The following is a 16,508-nucleotide window of genomic DNA, read 5'->3' as shown; positions in this document are numbered from 1 at the left end:
GACTTGAATTGAAACTAAAGAATTCAAGCAGAGACAGTTCTCAAATTGAATTGGGGAAAACTAAATTACAGTTCAGAAACGCCCCGTATTGATAAATAATTCGTTTATAGGAACTGGGAAAAACTTCAATTCAAGTCAAGAACCGTCCCCGGTTGAATTGAGAATGGTTTTTAGTTGCAGCATGGTTTGGTAATGATTAACTTGATTTCATTTTTTCCAATGACCTCGGTGCGGCTCTCCATGCCGTTGACGAGGATTTCGTTTTCCAGCCAGGGAGGGATGTGGTTGCAGAGGACTTCCAGGGAGTAGAATTTACCCTGCCGGACAAAGGGCAACAGGGCCTGCTTGGAGGTAACACCTAGGTTCTTCTCCTGAATTTCTTTAATGGAAATGCGGTAGCAGCCGCTGAAGGTCTCCACCGGAACGGGCGGGCTGACGGCGTTTTGCACCACGGTTTCCTTTTGCTCTTCTTCCTCTTTGGCCAGGATATAATCCAGGAACTCCACCGGGTTCCCCTCAAATTCCCAGATGCTGCAGCGGGATTTCTCCAGGGCAAAATAAGGGATACCGGTGACGGAAAGCCCCACAAAGGTTTTGCAGGAGCCGAGGAAATCAACCAGTTCACTCATCTGGTCCCGTAAAGCCTTGATATTAAAGTTTTCGCCCAGGGAAAAGTCCTTTTCCCTGGACACACTCCACCGGCCCTGCATCCTTTGATAGATCATGACTTTGCCTTGTTGATAGAGGTCGGTGGTCTTTCCGTTCTCACCCACGTAAACAGCTATTTCCTTGGGCATCAGACTCTCCCCCTTTTCCAGGAGTTTGTTATTGTCTATATCTCCAGTCTCTTGACCACGTTTCCTCCTTCGATGTGCTCATCCATAATCTCTTCCACATCCCCGGGGGTGACAGCGCCGTACCAGACATTATCCGGGTAGACAACCACGATGGGACCCTTCTCGCACAGGCTGAAGCAGCCGGTGTTGGAGACAAAAACTTCCCCTCCCAGGTCCCGGTCTCTGATTTCTTCCAGGAAATTTTCCACGATCTCCACACCGGCTTTGCTCTGGCAAAAACCCTTGGACTGACCGTTCATTCTGGAACTCGTGCAGACAAAAATGTGACGTTTCGGCTTAATCACTTGACCCAACCCCTTTTCATCAATTGATTTCGCTACATAGTCATAGAATGATTCTGTTTCAGCGGCTGCACAGCCTGACCGGCATAAAACTCCCGGGAGCGGTCCTCACCCAGCAGGCCGATGGCATCCGCCCGGCACTGCTTGCAATGCCGCATCTGGTGCAAATCAATTTGGCAGAGATCCCTCATTTGATTCAGTTCCTGCATGCCGGTGGGAGGAAGATGGGCAAAGGCGCTGCCCTCCGCCGGAATTAGCGGCATGATGTTGGTCATGAAGGCTCCTAACTTCTTGGCTTTTTTAACCACAGAGGGAATCTCGCTGTCGTTGATGCCTTTGATCATCACAATGTTCACTTTTACCAGCACACCCTGTTGGGCCAGATACTGGATACCGGTCAGTTGATTTTCCAGTAAGATGCGAGCTCCCTCAACGCCCTCATATTTTTTCCCCTGGTAATAGACGTGGCGGTAGATTTTAGCCCCGGTGGCCGGGTCCAGGGTATTCATGGTCACCGTTACATGTTTAATGCCCAGCTCTACAATTTCCGGGGCATAGTGGGGCAGCAGCAACCCGTTGGTGGACAGGCAAAAGATCATCTCCGGGTTGGACTGTTTGATCCGCTCGATGGCCTCCCGGGTATTGTCCCAGTTGGCCAGGGCGTCTCCGGGCCCGGCAATGCCCACCACGCTGAGGTTGGGAATTTTTTCTTTGACCACGATAAATTTTTGTTCCGCCGACACCGGTGTTAATACCTCGCTGGTGACACCGGGCCTGCTTTCATTGACGCAGTCATACTTGCGGTTGCAGTAATTGCAGCCGATATTGCATTGGGGCGCTACCGGCAGGTGCATGCGGGCATATTTATGATGGGCATCCTGAGAATAACAGGGGTGCCTGCGGGTTTGTTCCAGGGTGTCACCGGCTGTTTGACTAATGCCGGGGTTCTGATTGCATAAGCACGTCATGCTGCTCACCACTACTTTCCAGAAAAAATTCCTCAACCGGTTGGTTGTTCAGATAAAACATTTCATACATGGATTTCCGGTAATGATTGTGTTTGTGTTCCAACAGGGTATTGGTGATCCTGTCCAGAAACATGGTGGTACCCGCGTAGCCCACCGAAAGGAGACGCTGACCGCCGGTGCGGTCGTGGATGGGAAAGCCGTACCTTACCAGAGGGATGCCCTCCTTCTCGGTCAGAAACCTGCCCTCCGATGAGCCGATGGCGATGTTGGCCTTTCCTCTGCTTTGCTTTCGAATAGTGGTAAAATCCGTTTCGGTTAATACGGTACAACGCAGGGGCGAGTGGGCCAGCTTTTCTTCCAGAAGTTTCACCAGCTTGGGGTTTTTACTGCCGGTGGCCACCACCACCGGGTAAATGCCGTTCTCCAGGCAGATTTTGGCTACCCCGTAGATATTGTCCGGCTCGCCGAAGATGACGCTGCGCCCCCGGGCATTGTATTTATGGGAATCAATCATGCAGTCCAGCAGCCTGCCCCGCTCCTGCTCCAGGCAGGCCGGCAGCGGGTTGCCCGTCAGTTTCACCAGCAGATTTATAAACATGTCGGTATTTTCAATCCCCATGGGCACCGGCAGGTTATACAGAGGGACGCCGAACTCGCTGGCCAAACAGTGACCCGGGGACATGCTCTCATCCACCGTGAGACCAAACTGGATGGTGGCTGCGGCGCCGCCCATGGCGGCAATGTCTGCCAGTTTGGTGCCGCCCTCGGGCATCTTGTGGTAGGGTTTTTGATAAGGGCGGTCCAGGGTATCGGAATAATCGGGCAGCAGGATGTAGTCCACCTGCATTAGCTGTAAAATCCTCTTCATCTCCCGGATATCCGCCGGGCTCAGGTTGGGAATGATGACGTTAATTCTGGCATGGGCTTCGGTGGGCCGGGCCAACTGGGCCACGATTCTTCTCAGGGTTAACCAGTATCCCTCGGTATGGGTGCCCCCGTAACCGGGGCTGTTGACGGTAACCACCGGCAAATCCCCGTATCCCTTTTCCCTCAGGTATTCCTGGCTGATCCTGTCGATGTCCTCGCCAATGGTTTCCGCCAGGCAGGTGGTAAGGATGCCGATGACCCCGGGCCGGTAGGCTTTAATAACATTGTCCATGCCTTGTTTTAAATTCTTTTCTCCCCCGTAAACGGTGCCTTTCTCATTCAGTGAGGAAGAGGCCACATCAATGGGTTCGTTAAAATGCTCGGCCATATGCCGGCGCATGTAGGTGGCGCAGCCCTGGGAACCATGGAGAATCACCATGGACTGTTCCAATCCTTTGAAGGCCAGAATGCCTCCCATGGGCATGCACATGTTGCACGGGTTTTCATTGACATCGCGGTAATTTGCATGATTTTTTTCCACAGGCCTCTACCCTCCTTATACGTATTGCCAGACCGGGGAGCAAAGGGTGGTATACACCTCTTTGGCCAGGTTGACCGCACCTACAAAACCGCTCAAGGGATGCTTACGTTCGTGATTATGGTCGATAAAGCGATGCCCAGCTTGTAGGCCAGGGGCCTTTCCTTGACGCCTCCCACCAGCAGGTGGGCGCCCTTTTCCACCATGAATTTCTCCAGTTCCGACGGGTTGGCGTCATCCAAAATGACCGTCCCGTCATCCACCAGTTCATTGATGATCTCGTATTCTTCCTTGCGTCCTGTCTGGGTGCCGATCATCACCACATCAATGCCGATTTCCCGGAACTGCTTAATAAGAGAGATGGCCTTGAACCCTCCCCCCACGTAAATAGCTGCTTTTTTGCCCTGCAGCCGCCGGCGGTACCACTCCAGGGTGGGTTTCACCCTGGCCGTTTCCCTTGCAACCAGTTCTTCCACCCGGCGTTTCATTTCCTCGTCGCCAAAGTGAGAGGCGATCTTTCTCAGGGATTCGGCGGTGTCTTCCAGCCCCAGAAATGAAATGTTGAGGTAGGGAATCCCGTACAGTTCTTTCATCCTCTGGGCCAGGTAAATCATGGAACCGGCGCACTGGATGATATTGAGGGAGGCAGCGGTGGCGTTTTTCAAAGCTTCATAGTCAGAGTCGCCGGTAAAGGCCACATTCACTTCAACACCGATCTGCCTGAGGTAGTTTTTAATGATCCACACTTCCCCGGCCAGGTTAAAGTCCCCTAAATAATTGATGGTGTTGGCCCTGGCAGAGATGCCGGTTTGGGTTGGCTGAATCAGCCGGAGCAGCGCGTCGCAGGCGGCCCGGTAACCGGCGGCTTTATTGCCGGCAAAACCGCTGGACTGCACGGGAATCACTTCAATTTGATGCCTTTCCGCCGCGGCCTTGCAGACCGCCTCCAGGTCATCCCCGATCACCCCCACAATGCAGGTGGAATAAACAAACACCACTTTGGCGGGGTATTGGGCAACCAATTCATCGATGGCCCGGGCCAATTTCTTTTCACCGCCGAAAATGACATCCTGTTCCTTCAAGTCGGTAGAAAAACTGTTCCGGTACAACTCCGACCCGCTGCTGAGACTGCCCCGGATGTCCCAGGTATAACTGGCACAACCGATGGGGCCGTGCACCAGATGGATGGCATCCGTCACCGGGTTTAAGACAACCCTGGCCCCGCAGTAGACACAGGCCCGCTGGCTGACGCACCCCGCCACGCTGTCGGTATCACATTTGAGCTGGTTTTTCTGCTTCCCCTTGGTGATAATGGAGTTTTTTCTTTCTTTCAGGACCATGTCCCATAATGCGGCCTCCCGCACATCCATCAACTCCTTCCCAAACATGTTATGGTTCCGAATAGGAGGCCCGGGGCCTCCTATCCTGTTACATCACCAGTTCAAAGTCCTCGTCTTTGGCATCCCTGTCTGCCCGCTCCAGTAAAGCATTGCTGATCATTTCAATCAGCCGCATGGCCCCTTTGTAACCCACTACCGGCAGGTAGGAATGAACGCTTCTGTCCAGGATGGGGAAGCCCAAGCGCACAAAGGGTAGGTCTTCCGCCTTGGCAATATACTTGCCGTAGGAGTTGCCGATCAACAGGTCAACCTTTTCGTTCTTGATCCACTGGTGCAGTTCAAAGAGGTCGCCCTCGGCCTTGACTTTTCCTTCGATGCCCGCTTCTTTGAGCAGCCCCTGCACCTCGTCTTCAAAGTTGCCCACCATTGTGCCGATGGCGCCGCCGGTGGCGGGTGTGCCGGTTAATACATGAACTGGTTTCATCCCCAGGCTCAAGACAAATTCCGTCATGGCCAGCACGATATCAGGATCGCCAAAGATGGCTACTTTCTTGCCATGGAAGTGGAAATGGGTATCGGTCATGATGTCCACCAGTTGGCCCCGTTCCTCTTCAAGTTCGTAGGGGATTTCCACGGTGAACTGGCTCCGCAGGGCCATCAGCAGCTGGTCGGTGGCCTTGATGCCGATGGGTGTTTTCAAAACAAGGGCAGGCACATTGCATTTTCTTTCCAACTGGTTGGCAGCGTCGGCGGAGGCGTAACTGCCCAGGGCGACAGTCACTTTGGAATTTCCCGTATCTTTCAGGTCTGCCAGACGGGTGCCACCCCTGGGATACATGACATACTCCCCGGTCATGGGGGAATCCACCACTCCGGAGGTATCCGGGAACATGATAAATTTGATCCCCATGGTCTTTAAAATGTTTTTTATTTCCCTCATATCCCCGGGGTTCACAAAACCCGGGATAATATTTACCTGTTCCTTTTTGGTTCCCAGGGTTGCTTCCGACAGGTAGCTGACCATGCCCTTTACCATGTTGGAAAAGCCGGTGATATGGGAGCCTGGTAGCTGGGGGTGTTGGCGTGAATCACCAGTTTCCCCTCGGGAACCTCGGCGGTACGGATCAGGGTGGGCAGGTCGTCGCCGATGGTTTCGGACAAACAGGTGGTATGCACCGCCATAACATCCGGGTTGTAGATGGTAAACACGTTTTTAATGGCTGTCTTCAAGTTGGCGCCGCCGCCGAAGACCGAGGCCCCCTCGGTAAAGGAGCTGGTGGAAGCCATAATGGGGTCCCGAAAATGCCTGGTTAAATGCGCCCGGTGGTAGGAGCAGCAGCCCTGGGAACCATGGCTGTGGGGCAGGCACTTGTGGATGCCCAGGGCGGCGTACATGGCGCCGATGGGCTGGCAGGTCTTGGCCGGGTTGATGACGCCCCCGGTACGGTCTTTGATTTCCTTTGGTGTGCAGTCTAACATGCCGAGCATCCTCCTTCCGCAATTGTTCCCTCCAGCAGGGGTTCATTCTTCCATGGCGGTGTAATAAAGTTCCAGGTAGGCGAAGCAAAAGCCATGGCGATATCTTCGGCAAATTTCACGGCGCCGTTAAAACCGGCATAGGGACCACTGTAGTCGTAGGAGTGGAGCTGTTTAGACGGAATACCCATTTTTTGCACTGCATACTTATCCTTAATACCCGAGGCGAAGATGTCAGGCTTAAGCAGCTTGATAAACTCTTCGGTCTCAAAGTGGTTTAGGTCATCCACGATAATGCTGCCGTCCTTCATTTCGATATTCATGCCCTTGTAGTCACTCAAGGGGATTTTTTTCTTTAACTCTTCCATCCGTTCCGGGGAAATCTTCAGCCGGAACCGTCTCTCATCCGGGGTTACATGCAGATCCGGAATATTTTTGGTGTCGGCGTCCAGTTTGATCTCGGGAATAATCTCCCGGCCTTCGTAGTCATCCCGGTGGCCAAACTCGTAGCCCGCCAGGACGGTCTCGACGCCCAGCTCCTTAAACAGGCCCTGGTAGTGGTGACTCCTGGAGCCGCCCACGAAACAAAAGGCAGTTTTACCCTGGCAAATCTTTTTATACTGATCAATAACCGGCTCCACCCGGGCCAGTTCCCTGGCGATAACTTCCTCGGTTTTGTTGATTAAGTCTTGATCTCCGAAATACAGGGCCATATTTCTCAAGGAGTCTATGGTGGACTGGATACCGATAAAGTTTACCTTGAGCCAGGGTGTGCCGTATTTAGTTTCAAACATTTCCGCAATATAGTTGATGGACCGGTGACATTGAACCAGATTTAATTCAGCCACGTGGGAGTTCTTCAATGCTTCGTAGGAACCGTCTCCGGTCATGACCGATAAAACTGTATAGCCAATTTCCTTGAGGATTCTCTCTACCTCCCAGCTGTCACCGCCAATATTGTATTCACCCAGGATGTTGATGGTATACTTGCTGGGTGGCTCCTCCATGTCCCCCTGCCCGACGATCTGATCCATCCAGACGTTATTGGCAATGTGGTGGCCGGCAGACTGGCTGACCCCTTTATAGCCTTCACAGTTGTAAGCGGTAATGCTAATTCCGTGTTTTTGCTGCGCCGCCTTGGTCACCGCCTGCAGGTCGTCGCCGATCAGCCCCACCGGGCAGGTGGCCGAAACGCTAATGGCATTGGGCTTGAAAATCTCCACTACTTCATCAATCATGCGGGCCAGTTTCTTCTCCCCGCCGAACACGATATCACTTTCCTGCATGTCGGTGGATACACAGTAGTTTATGAAATTTTGGGTGGGGTCCTCGGATTTGGCCTTATTGCGCCGGGTCCCCCAGGTATAATAGGCACAGCCGATGGGCCCGTGCACAATATGAACCATATCCTTTATCGGTCCCAGAACAACCCCCTTGCAACCGGCAAAGGCACAGTGGCGGTTGGTAATTATGCCGGGAATGGTCCTAGTGTTGGCTTCAATCTCCTGGCGGGCCAGATCCGCGTCCTTGATGATTATGTGCTTTTTGCGATTTCTCTTTACCTTAGCCGGGTACTGGTTTAACAGTTCCTCCAGCACTTTCTCGTTAATGGCCATCCGCTACACCTCCTTTTATTCTCGCCTGTTAGACGGCGGCTTCTCCCTGCTCCCCGGTCCTGATGCGCAGGGCATCCAGCACCGGCGCTACAAAGATCTTGCCGTCTCCTTTATGGCCTTCCTTATTTACTTTAATGAGGGTGTCTACAACCTTTTCAACGTCCCCGTCCTGCACCAGAATGGTTAACAGCCGCTTGGGGATCAGCCGGGCCCCCTCGGCCAGGCCCTCGGCCATCAGGCCGCCGATTTCTTCCTTAGCTCCCAATTCATTGAGGATGGAAAAGTCCACCTGCATCTTGCCCCGGCCCATTACCTTCATGGCGTGCATGCCGCAGATGCCGATGTCCGCCAGGGCCTTTTTGGTGGCATTCATTTTGTTCATCCGGATAACGGCAATAATTTCTTTCATAAAGCCACCCCCTATAGACCCTTGGTGCCGCTGCTGATGGTGTACACTTCCTCCACGGCGGTGACAAAGATTTTGCCGTCACCGAAGGCACCCTTTTCGCCGGTCTTGGCATATTTGGCAACGATGCTGATGACGTCATCCTTATCTTTTTCGTCCTGTACCACCAGCAGCAACAGTTCTTTGGGGATCTCATCGTAAACCACTTCCCCCACCTTAACGCCCCTTTGTTTGCCGCGACCCACCACATCCATCTTGGTGACTGCCGGGAAGCCGGCGCTATTAAGTTCGGCTAAAATAAGATTGGTTTTTTCAGGTCTTACAATGGCTCTGATCATGAACATAACCTTCACTCCTTGCAATGTTTTTCGGCTCGCACTTTCGGCTCAAGGGTTTAGTCCAAAATGCCGTGGGTCATGAGCAGTTCTTCCAGGCGGTCCTGGGTCATGGGCTTGGGAATTACAAACATATCGTTGTTATCGATATTGCTGGCCAGGGTCCGGTACTCATTGGCCTGGGGCTGGGTGGGATCGTAATCGATAACGGTTTTCTTGTTGATCTCCGCCCGCTGGACCATATTGTCCCTGGGCACAAAGTGGATCAACTGGGAACCAAGCTCTTTGGCAAAGGCGGTCAGCAGTTCCAATTCATTGTCGACCCGGCGGCTGTTGCAGATAATGCCGCCCAAGCGGACGCCGCCGGATTGGGCATATTTCTGAATACCTTTGGAAATGTTGTTGGCGGCATAAAGGGCCATCATTTCACCGGAGGCCACAATGTAAATTTCCTGTGCTTTGCCTTCCCGGATGGGCATGGCGAAACCACCGCATACAACGTCCCCCAGAACATCGTAAAAGACGTAATCCAGGTCGGGGGTATAGGCCCCCAGGGATTCCAGCAGGTTAATGGAGGTGATGATACCCCGGCCGGCACAGCCGACCCCGGGCTCCGGACCGCCGGATTCCACGCAGCGGCTTCCCCCGAAGCCCTGCAGCAGGATATCCTCCAGTTCGATGTCCTCACCCTCGTCCCGCAGGGTATCCAGAACGGTTTTCTGGTTTAAGCCGTGCAGCAGCAGACGTGTGGAGTCCGCCTTGGGGTCACAGCCCACCACCATAATCTTTTTGCCGGCCTCCGCCAGGGCAGCCACCGTGTTCTGGGTAGTAGTGGACTTGCCGATACCACCTTTTCCGTAAATCGCGATTTGTCTCATGTTCATTCCTCCTGTTCTTACTAATTTTTAAATAAAGAAAAGGCCGCTGGAATCCCGTCAATGGTTTTTCCAGCAGCCTCAACGCCACAAAACAACAATGTATATATAGGGAGGTCGTTAGCATTTTAAAAAAACACAAAGCACCGGTTGTAATAACCGGCGCCCTCGCCCTTTTTGACTTGATACTACGGTGTATCTCTGAAGTTGAGTTGATTATAGCAGATGAATTTCAGCGGTACAATAGGTTCGGCGCATGAATACAGTACACGAAGTATTTTCGCAATATTCGCACCTCTCTAAAACTGTAAAAATTATAGGATGTTCACATTGCAAATAATTAGTGTCCAGTGTAGAACTGTGTGGTAAAATTAAGAAGGGAATACATAATTAAACAAAACGGGCCTCACTCTGCAGAGGATGGATGCCATCCAGGAAAGGAGGGTGAGGTGGCATGATCACTATAAGCGATACCATCCAGATCATTATAGTAATCTTGCCCCTGTTATCCCTCGTGAACCAAATTTACCGAAGTCAGTAGTTAAAAACCCTTAAACTGCGCCAACAGTTTAAGGGTTTAAGATGAAAATCTCGGCAGATCGAGGCGAACGAGCCGTTTTGTTTAGTTACCAGTATTCCCACTTTTATTATGGAATTTTCCAAGGGAATTGTCAAGGCCTGGTTCGCACCACGTCCTTTTACTGCATCATATGAGCGTAGCGGGCTTGTTGTCTTTTTCTTTCCTGTTCTACCCGCTTCTTGCTAAGTAAAAACATCAGGGGCAGCACAAAGGCGATAATCGCCGCGCTGACCACAAAGGTGTCGCTCAGGGCATTCATAAAGGACTGGCGGGCTATCAAACCGGCAATGACGCTATAACTTCCCTGCAAGGCCGCATCGCCGGTGACGCCGCTGCCGGCCAGAAGGCCTTTCATCTGGGTCTGCATCATGGGGACCACCGGAGAGGTTGCGCTGACCCCTTCGTTCAGGATGGCGGTATGATAGGTTTGTCTCTGCAGCATGACGTAGGTTAAATAGCAATGCCCATGGAACCGGATATCTGCCGGACGGTATTGTTGAGAGCCGAGGCCCGGCCCACCAAAAATCTTGGAACGGTATTCATTCCCGCAGTGTCAGGGGCATGGTGGCCAACCCCAGTCCCACGGCCCGGATGGATAAAATGATTTGCAGATGGCGGTAGCTGGTATCCAGGCTCAGGGTGTGCAGGTAATAGGTAACAACCACCACAATGGACATTCCTATGATCCCCAGCCAGAAAGCCCCGAACTTATCAAACAGTTTACCGCTAATGGGCATCATAAACCCGGTGACCAGGGCCATGGGCATCATCATCAGGCCGGTTTCCATGGGGGTATAACCCATTTGGCTATTTATTTAACGGGCACTCCTGCTCTTCCAGGTGCTGCAGCTGCCTGATCTGCCAGTAATGAAGCCTCTGCAGGGTTTTGATACGAATTTTAATGGATTTCCTTTCCAGGGGATCTGTGGTGATTCTGAGTTGGTACATTAACTCAAAAACCTCCAACCTTGTACGAAACATGGCTTCCCTCAGTTCTTCCGATGTTAAGGACATGCTATTCACCTCAAAGGGAATTTGCCGAACACAGTTTATACTATAGTATCCCTCTCTATAATCCGTCAAATGATTATAAAGTAAAGCTCCCAACCATCAGTCAGGAGCTTGTCTGGACAGATTGGTTATTTAAGATCATTGCCAAGATGCCAAACCACGCCTTCCGCCTGGAAACGGGATTGACAGTATTTGTCCTCTTTGCATTCCATCATCCAGTAAGGGCACCGTTCACAGACTTTGTATCTTCCTGCGAAATTTAATTTACCTAAAGCAAATGAAAGAAATCCGCCAAAATCTTGACTCATATTCCTTCCCCCCTTACTTTTGTCACTATTGTATCCCTGATTTCTTACAACAGCCTGACGATAAAGGGAATAAGTTCTTAAAATTTTGTAAAAAATTTTTTTAGCATCTTTCTCTCTAACCAATGACAAAATTTAAATAATCATCCAGAAAAAAATTTGACCGGTGAGAGGGAATTTTTCTTTCAGGGAGTTGCAATCATTAAAACAATTTGTTACTTTTGTAACAACTTTATTCAACTATTTAACTAAGGAGAGAAAGCCATGAGCGAACTTCAATACGCCAGTCCCTTTGAACGCCTGATTGCCCGTATTATTGATAAAGTCGTCATCACTCTGCCCATTTATTTGTGGTTTGGTTTTAATAGCAATCTAAAAACCGTTGACTACATTGCCAACGGTATTTTGCTGGTCGCCATTGTTTTGTTAAATGTGCTGTGGAACGGTCAGACCGTTGGTAAAAAGGTCATGAAAATCCGGATTCAGTCCTACCAGGAGAAAAAATTACACATCGGCCATTACCTGCTGCGGGAATTCGCCTTTACCCTTTACCCCTTTTACCTTTTAACCCAGCCCATTATTAAAACCGGCTGGTTATTCTGGATGCTGTCCACCATTGTCTTAATTCTGATGTACGGCAGAGGGATCCATGATTTTGCCGCCAGGACCGTCGTGGTCAGGACAGAGGCAAAGCCCCTTCCTGAAAGCAAGGAATCCTAAACACCTTTTCCATTCTACAGGTAGCCCCTGGCGGTTAACAGCGCCTTGTAGCGGTCCATGAGGGACCTGGTCAGCGGCCCTGGTTCTCCGTCCCCGATGGTTCGGTCTCCGACACGGGTCACCGGCAGGATGCCAAACAATGAATTGGTTAAAAATACTTCACCGGCCACGGTTAAATCCTTTTCAGGGATCTTTCCCACTCTCACCGGCAGCTTGTTTTTCCTGGCCAGTTTAATAACAATTTCTCTGGTAACCCCCGGCAGCAGACCTTCCCTGATGCCGGGGGTTACGATTGTCTGGTCTTTAACGATAAAAAGATTGCTGACGGTTCCCTCGCATAACCGGCCCTTTGTATTATGAAAGATTCCCTCAAACCAGTTGTTCTGCCAGGCCCGCTCTCTGCCCAACAGGTTTTCCAGATAGTTTACTGTTTTGTGTTTGACCAGGACGGATTTCTCGTTTTTTGTTTGGTTTAATAAACCAATGGCGACCCCAGTTTCATAAAGGGATTCCGGGTACGGCAGTCCGGGTTGAAAAGATAAGACTGTATGGGTGGCAATCTTTTTTTCACCGGGGATTCTTTCCCTGGCCAGCAGGGTGATTTTCAGTTTCCCCGCCGGCACGCTGTTTTCGCGCAGCATGCGCCATGCCCACTCAGTGCAATCATCCTCTTCCGGCATGTCCAATTGCAGGAAGCTCGCCGACAAGCGCATTCTTTCAAGGTGCCTCTCCAGAAACACCGGCCTTTTTCCTAAGACCAGGATGGTTTCAAAAAGACCGTAGCCGTAGGCACAGCCCCAGGTCAGGGGAGAAATGCCGTTCTTGCCCACCGGAACTCCGTCAATCGATATAAGGGCCATGATAGATGCTCCCTTCAAATTGAAGTGCCCTCAGGAGGGCCTTTGCCTTATCCAGGGTTTCATAATACTCCGCCGCAGGGTTTGATTTGGCTGTTATGCCTCCCCCCACCTGGAAGTAATACTTTCCCTTCACTTTCACAATGGTGCGAATGACAATATTAAGGTCCGCCCTGCCGTCAAAACCGATGTATCCCAGGGAACCTGTATAAATTCCCCGGCGGACCGGCTCCAGCCGTTCAATGATTTCCATGGCCTTGATTTTCGGGGCGCCGGTAATGGACCCCCCGGGGAAAGCCGCCTTCAACAGTTCGAAGATCCCCTTGTCCTCCGGCAGTTCACCCACAACGGTGGTGACCAAATGGAATACCGTGGGGAAGGTTTCTATTCTGTAAGGCATCTCAGCCTTCACGGAGCCAATTTTGCAGACTTTGCCCAGGTCGCTTCGTTCCAAGTCCACAATCATGGTTAGTTCCGCCCAATCCTTTTGGCTTTCCAGTAAGGCCCGGTAATTGAGCAAGTCCTCTTCCTTGCCGGTTCCCCTGGGCCTGGTCCCTTTTATGGGACAGGTCTCCACCCTGTTGTTATGATCCAGTTTAAGAAAACGTTCCGGGGAAGAACAGACCACCTCAATTTCCCCAAATTTTAAATAGGCAGACTGGGGGGCGGGGCTGATCTGCTTCAGTTCTTTAAACAAGGGCCAGCTGTCTATGGCAGATTGCACTTCGAAACGCTGGGCAAGGTTCACTTGAAAGATATCCCCGTTTAAGATGTGCTCAACTGCCTGCTTCACATGGTCCTGGTAGGATTGTTTGGTAAAGTTCCCCCGGACGGCGGCCGGCCTCTTTTGAATACCAAGGGCACTGCACTGCCTGTTGCTTTCTAAAAGTTCCTTTAGCCAGCAAGCCCTTTCCCTGGCCCTTTTTTGTGCCTTCCCCTCTTCAGTTTCAGGGTGACCGGTTGATACAATGAATTTTCGTCCAGTAAGGTGATCAACCACCAGTGACACATCATACAAACCAAATAAAAGATCCGGTGTTTGCAAATCGTCAAGGGCGATACCCGGTACTTTCTCCAACTGCCGTCCCAGGTCATACCCCAAAAAACCTACGGCCCCACCTGCAAAAGGAATTTCGGGGATTTTCGCTATCTCCGGGAAACCGGCCAGCCAGCTTTTCATTACATCCAGGGGATTCCCTGTTACAACCTCTTCCAGCTGTTTATCCTTCCTGCGGGCGGTTGTGATGCCGTTTTTGGAACGAATGATCCCGCAGGGATCGGCTCCTAAAATGGAAAACCGTTCTTTCCCTGCCGGCAGGCCGGTATCCAGTAAAAAGCTGTAGGGCAGCGGGTTTATGCAGTCAAACAGTTCATTAACGGTTTTACAGGTTTGAAATTCCAGGATAAGGGGTTCTCTAGCCATGCCACTGCCCGCCCTTTATGTTTAAAAAGTTGGCCAGCAGGCGTTTACCTTCGGGGGTCAGGACAGACTCCGGGTGAAATTGCACGCCTTCCACGGTATAGAACTTGTGCCGCAGCCCCATGATCTCGCCTTGGCGGGTCCAGGCGGAAATTTCCAAAATCCCGGGCAGGCACTGCTCCTCTACGCACAGGGAATGATACCTGCCGGCCCGCAAGGGATTGCTCAAACCTGCATAAACGGTTTTTCCGTCATGCATGACGTGGGAGTCCTGGCCGTGCATGACCCGGGGCGCCCGAACCACCTTGCCGCCAAAGGCCTGCCCGATGGACTGGTGCCCCAGGCAGACCCCCAGCACCGGCACTTTTCCGGCAAAATGCTTTACCACATCTACCGAGATGCCGGCTTCCCCGGGTGAGCAGGGACCGGGGGATATCACAATGTGGGAGGCTGCATGGCTGCCAGTTCACGGCAGGTGACCGCATCGTTGCGAAAAACCAGCACCTCTTCCCCCAGTTCCCGGATGTGCTGGTATAGGTTATAAATAAAAGAATCGTAGTTATCAATAATAATAACCATTTATTCACCGCATTTCTCATTTTACTATAACATTCTACCAGTAAAATAAAAATACCCCGGAAGGGTGTCACTTAATTGTACACATCAATGATCAGGCCGGTAATTCTGTCTACCTCAGCCACAACATCAATATTTCCTTTTTCTTCGGTTAACAACCTGCGGGTTAATTCTTCCGCTTCCTTATTAATAATCTCCACCCGGGTATAAACCGTGCTGTAGTTAATACTCCGGTCGTGTCTAAGTTTATGATAATTTTTTAACACAAACGTCAGGTAATCCTTGATGGAATCTTTATATTGTTTAATATTTTCCTCTGTGGCCGCTGATTTTAGTTTGTTCCCCGCAGCCTTTATTTTTTCTACCATTTCCCAGAGCTGCCTCTCAGCGTGATCCTTTTCTTTATGATCCAGGACGGTTGAAAAGGGCTGGCTGATTTTGACCCCCTCCACACCCCCGGGTGTTAATTTAAGATTGCCGTGGTTTCGTTTATTCCCGGATATTGCAGATATTTTCACTTTATCCCCCACCTTATCCATTATTAAATTCGTTGCAGCGGGTAAAATTCCTTTACGGGTATAAAAAATTCAAGAATTTGAGAAGAATTTTCCGACCTGAGGACTAATTTTTGATTTGTGTCGAAGATAAAACGGCAGAGAAATTCTTTGCAAAAAACCCGTAAATGTAATGACAAAAATGTTGGACATTGATACATTTTTCTGCTAAATTATTAAGAAAGGCTAACAAAGGAGGGGTGACAAAATGGCCCAGATTGTTCCGATTAACACAAGGGAAGATATTTTTCCCCAATACCTGAATACTCCCATCGGCGACCTCATTGAGTATCACAACTTTAACAAGCACTTTTTTGAATCTGACAAGAAGTATGAGCACGCAGAACTCTTAATTGGTATGTGTATGGACAACCGCAAGCGCCTTAACATTCCCGAAAAATTTGCCTACGTGATTAGAACCGGGGCAGGAAATTTACGCACCTCTGAATTCAAAGTCTCCTACGCCATTGCCGTCGGCGGTGTCAGAGCCATCGCTTTAATTGGTCATAACAAATGCGGCATGGCCAACCTGAAGGCCAAAGAGCAGCAATTTATTGACGGGTTAGTTGATATAGGATGGGACAGAAAAACTGCCGAGGATCATTTCAACCATTTTGCTCCTATGTTTGAAATTGGCAATGAGCTGGACTTTGTGCTGGCCGAGGCCAAAAGATTACGCCACAGATACCCCAAAGTTCTGGTTGCCCCTATGATGTACCAGTTGGAAGACAATCGTTTATACTTATTAAAGAGTGACAAGAACGAAAGTTAATTAATTCGTTAAAAAGGACAGGGCTTTCCCCTGTCTTTTGTTTTTTTGCATAGGAAAACCTGCCTTGACGCCTTGTCAAGTTTTTTTGTTTTTACACCTTGCCAGGGGAATGAAACTTGTCAAATATAGAAAACCTATATAGAGACTGTCAATG

The 16,508-nt window shown here is 50.5% G+C and carries 19 protein-coding genes and 2 pseudogenes; 2 read left to right on the top strand and 19 right to left on the bottom strand.

From position 1 onward, the window contains the following. Nucleotides 1–170: 170 nt before the first annotated feature. The 14 genes and pseudogenes from P378_RS03045 to P378_RS20000 all read right to left on the bottom strand — a co-directional run bounded on the left by P378_RS03045 (nucleotide 171) and on the right by P378_RS20000 (nucleotide 11,458). A complete protein-coding gene (locus P378_RS03045; RefSeq protein ID WP_099082230.1) occupies nucleotides 171–797 on the bottom strand; it encodes a Fe-only nitrogenase accessory AnfO family protein in 627 nt (208 codons plus the stop codon). Between the two features lie 35 nt (nucleotides 798–832). Then, complete coding sequence (locus P378_RS03040) at nucleotides 833–1,141, bottom strand: 2Fe-2S ferredoxin (protein ID WP_180260953.1); 309 nt, start codon at nucleotides 1,139–1,141, stop codon at nucleotides 833–835. A 32-nt stretch (nucleotides 1,142–1,173) separates the two neighbouring features. Continuing rightward, nucleotides 1,174–2,106, bottom strand: coding sequence for a nitrogenase cofactor biosynthesis protein NifB (gene nifB / locus P378_RS03035; RefSeq protein ID WP_099082229.1), 933 nt, complete (start codon nucleotides 2,104–2,106; stop codon nucleotides 1,174–1,176). Next, nucleotides 2,072–3,514: a nitrogenase component 1 gene (locus P378_RS03030; protein ID WP_238472809.1), complete on the bottom strand. Its 1,443-nt coding sequence runs from the start codon at nucleotides 3,512–3,514 to the stop codon at nucleotides 2,072–2,074. Before P378_RS03030 ends, nifB begins: the two co-directional genes overlap by 35 nt. 15 nt (nucleotides 3,515–3,529) lie before the next feature. Continuing rightward, nucleotides 3,530–4,881, bottom strand: a pseudogene (nifE, locus tag P378_RS03025) (nitrogenase iron-molybdenum cofactor biosynthesis protein NifE). A gap of 58 nt (nucleotides 4,882–4,939) precedes the next feature. Beyond that, nucleotides 4,940–6,330 (bottom strand): annotated as a pseudogene (nifK, locus tag P378_RS03020) (nitrogenase molybdenum-iron protein subunit beta). After that, a complete protein-coding gene (gene nifD / locus P378_RS03015) occupies nucleotides 6,324–7,943 on the bottom strand; it encodes a nitrogenase molybdenum-iron protein alpha chain (RefSeq protein ID WP_099082228.1) in 1,620 nt (539 codons plus the stop codon). Before nifD ends, nifK begins: the two are co-directional and overlap by 7 nt. A gap of 28 nt (nucleotides 7,944–7,971) precedes the next feature. Further along, nucleotides 7,972–8,352 (bottom strand): P-II family nitrogen regulator, encoded by a 381-nt coding sequence (locus P378_RS03010; RefSeq protein WP_099082227.1) that lies wholly within the window; start codon nucleotides 8,350–8,352, stop codon nucleotides 7,972–7,974. An 11-nt stretch (nucleotides 8,353–8,363) separates the two neighbouring features. Continuing rightward, the gene (locus tag P378_RS03005) at nucleotides 8,364–8,693 is read right to left on the bottom strand and encodes a P-II family nitrogen regulator (RefSeq protein WP_099082226.1); all 330 of its coding nucleotides are present in this window, start codon (nucleotides 8,691–8,693) and stop codon (nucleotides 8,364–8,366) included. A 50-nt stretch (nucleotides 8,694–8,743) separates the two neighbouring features. After that, entirely contained in the window at nucleotides 8,744–9,562 is an 819-nt protein-coding gene (gene nifH, locus P378_RS03000; protein WP_099082225.1) for a nitrogenase iron protein, read from the bottom strand. Between the two features lie 695 nt (nucleotides 9,563–10,257). Next, on the bottom strand, nucleotides 10,258–10,581 hold the full coding sequence (locus P378_RS20755) for a hypothetical protein (protein ID WP_238472808.1): 324 nt from the start codon (nucleotides 10,579–10,581) through the stop codon (nucleotides 10,258–10,260). A gap of 97 nt (nucleotides 10,582–10,678) precedes the next feature. Further along, a complete protein-coding gene (locus tag P378_RS20750) occupies nucleotides 10,679–10,927 on the bottom strand; it encodes an MFS transporter (RefSeq protein WP_238472807.1) in 249 nt (82 codons plus the stop codon). Nucleotides 10,928–10,946: 19 nt separating this feature from the next. Then, nucleotides 10,947–11,153, bottom strand: coding sequence for a hypothetical protein (locus P378_RS02990; RefSeq protein ID WP_099082224.1), 207 nt, complete (start codon nucleotides 11,151–11,153; stop codon nucleotides 10,947–10,949). 125 nt (nucleotides 11,154–11,278) lie between these two features. Next, on the bottom strand, nucleotides 11,279–11,458 hold the full coding sequence (locus P378_RS20000; protein WP_099082223.1) for a hypothetical protein: 180 nt from the start codon (nucleotides 11,456–11,458) through the stop codon (nucleotides 11,279–11,281). 261 nt (nucleotides 11,459–11,719) lie between these two features. Here P378_RS20000 and P378_RS02980 point away from each other — a divergent pair, with 261 nt between their 5' ends. Then, nucleotides 11,720–12,175 carry an RDD family protein gene (locus P378_RS02980; protein WP_099082222.1) on the top strand — a complete coding sequence of 152 codons (456 nt, stop codon included), beginning with the start codon at nucleotides 11,720–11,722 and terminating at the stop codon, nucleotides 12,173–12,175. Between the two features lie 14 nt (nucleotides 12,176–12,189). Here P378_RS02980 and P378_RS02975 read toward each other — a convergent pair whose 3' ends face one another. From P378_RS02975 to P378_RS02960, 5 genes are all read right to left on the bottom strand, one after another. After that, entirely contained in the window at nucleotides 12,190–13,035 is an 846-nt protein-coding gene (locus P378_RS02975) for an aminotransferase class IV (RefSeq protein WP_099082221.1), read from the bottom strand. Beyond that, nucleotides 13,016–14,455 (bottom strand): aminodeoxychorismate synthase component I, encoded by a 1,440-nt coding sequence (gene pabB / locus P378_RS02970; protein ID WP_099082220.1) that lies wholly within the window; start codon nucleotides 14,453–14,455, stop codon nucleotides 13,016–13,018. The genes P378_RS02975 and pabB overlap by 20 nt, the downstream gene beginning before the upstream one ends. After that, nucleotides 14,448–14,891: an anthranilate synthase component II gene (locus P378_RS02965; RefSeq protein ID WP_338013810.1), complete on the bottom strand. Its 444-nt coding sequence runs from the start codon at nucleotides 14,889–14,891 to the stop codon at nucleotides 14,448–14,450. The genes pabB and P378_RS02965 overlap by 8 nt, the downstream gene beginning before the upstream one ends. Further along, entirely contained in the window at nucleotides 14,888–15,031 is a 144-nt protein-coding gene (locus tag P378_RS24440; protein ID WP_338013809.1) for a glutamine amidotransferase-related protein, read from the bottom strand. The genes P378_RS02965 and P378_RS24440 overlap by 4 nt, the downstream gene beginning before the upstream one ends. A gap of 71 nt (nucleotides 15,032–15,102) precedes the next feature. Continuing rightward, entirely contained in the window at nucleotides 15,103–15,546 is a 444-nt protein-coding gene (locus P378_RS02960; protein WP_238472806.1) for a YaaR family protein, read from the bottom strand. Between the two features lie 244 nt (nucleotides 15,547–15,790). Here P378_RS02960 and P378_RS02955 point away from each other — a divergent pair, with 244 nt between their 5' ends. Further along, on the top strand, nucleotides 15,791–16,354 hold the full coding sequence (locus P378_RS02955) for a carbonic anhydrase (protein WP_099082218.1): 564 nt from the start codon (nucleotides 15,791–15,793) through the stop codon (nucleotides 16,352–16,354). The last annotated feature ends 154 nt before the right edge of the window (nucleotides 16,355–16,508 follow it).

This window comes from Desulforamulus profundi, from assembly GCF_002607855.1.
This window is presented reverse-complemented; position numbering and strand designations above follow the sequence as displayed.

Coding starts and splice junctions, on each gene's coding strand:
- P378_RS03045 (WP_099082230.1), bottom strand. CDS start 797: ATGCCCAAGGAAATAGCTGTTTACGTGGGTGAGAACGGAAAGACCACC.
- nifB (WP_099082229.1), bottom strand. CDS start 2,106: ATGACGTGCTTATGCAATCAGAACCCCGGCATTAGTCAAACAGCCGGT.
- nifD (WP_099082228.1), bottom strand. CDS start 7,943: ATGGCCATTAACGAGAAAGTGCTGGAGGAACTGTTAAACCAGTACCCG.
- P378_RS03010 (WP_099082227.1), bottom strand. CDS start 8,352: ATGAAAGAAATTATTGCCGTTATCCGGATGAACAAAATGAATGCCACC.
- P378_RS03005 (WP_099082226.1), bottom strand. CDS start 8,693: ATGTTCATGATCAGAGCCATTGTAAGACCTGAAAAAACCAATCTTATT.
- nifH (WP_099082225.1), bottom strand. CDS start 9,562: ATGAGACAAATCGCGATTTACGGAAAAGGTGGTATCGGCAAGTCCACT.
- P378_RS20755 (WP_238472808.1), bottom strand. CDS start 10,581: ATGCTGCAGAGACAAACCTATCATACCGCCATCCTGAACGAAGGGGTC.
- P378_RS20750 (WP_238472807.1), bottom strand. CDS start 10,927: ATGGAAACCGGCCTGATGATGATGCCCATGGCCCTGGTCACCGGGTTT.
- P378_RS02990 (WP_099082224.1), bottom strand. CDS start 11,153: ATGTCCTTAACATCGGAAGAACTGAGGGAAGCCATGTTTCGTACAAGG.
- P378_RS20000 (WP_099082223.1), bottom strand. CDS start 11,458: ATGAGTCAAGATTTTGGCGGATTTCTTTCATTTGCTTTAGGTAAATTA.
- P378_RS02980 (WP_099082222.1), top strand. CDS start 11,720: ATGAGCGAACTTCAATACGCCAGTCCCTTTGAACGCCTGATTGCCCGT.
- P378_RS02975 (WP_099082221.1), bottom strand. CDS start 13,035: ATGGCCCTTATATCGATTGACGGAGTTCCGGTGGGCAAGAACGGCATT.
- pabB (WP_099082220.1), bottom strand. CDS start 14,455: ATGGCTAGAGAACCCCTTATCCTGGAATTTCAAACCTGTAAAACCGTT.
- P378_RS24440 (WP_338013809.1), bottom strand. CDS start 15,031: ATGGTTATTATTATTGATAACTACGATTCTTTTATTTATAACCTATAC.
- P378_RS02955 (WP_099082218.1), top strand. CDS start 15,791: ATGGCCCAGATTGTTCCGATTAACACAAGGGAAGATATTTTTCCCCAA.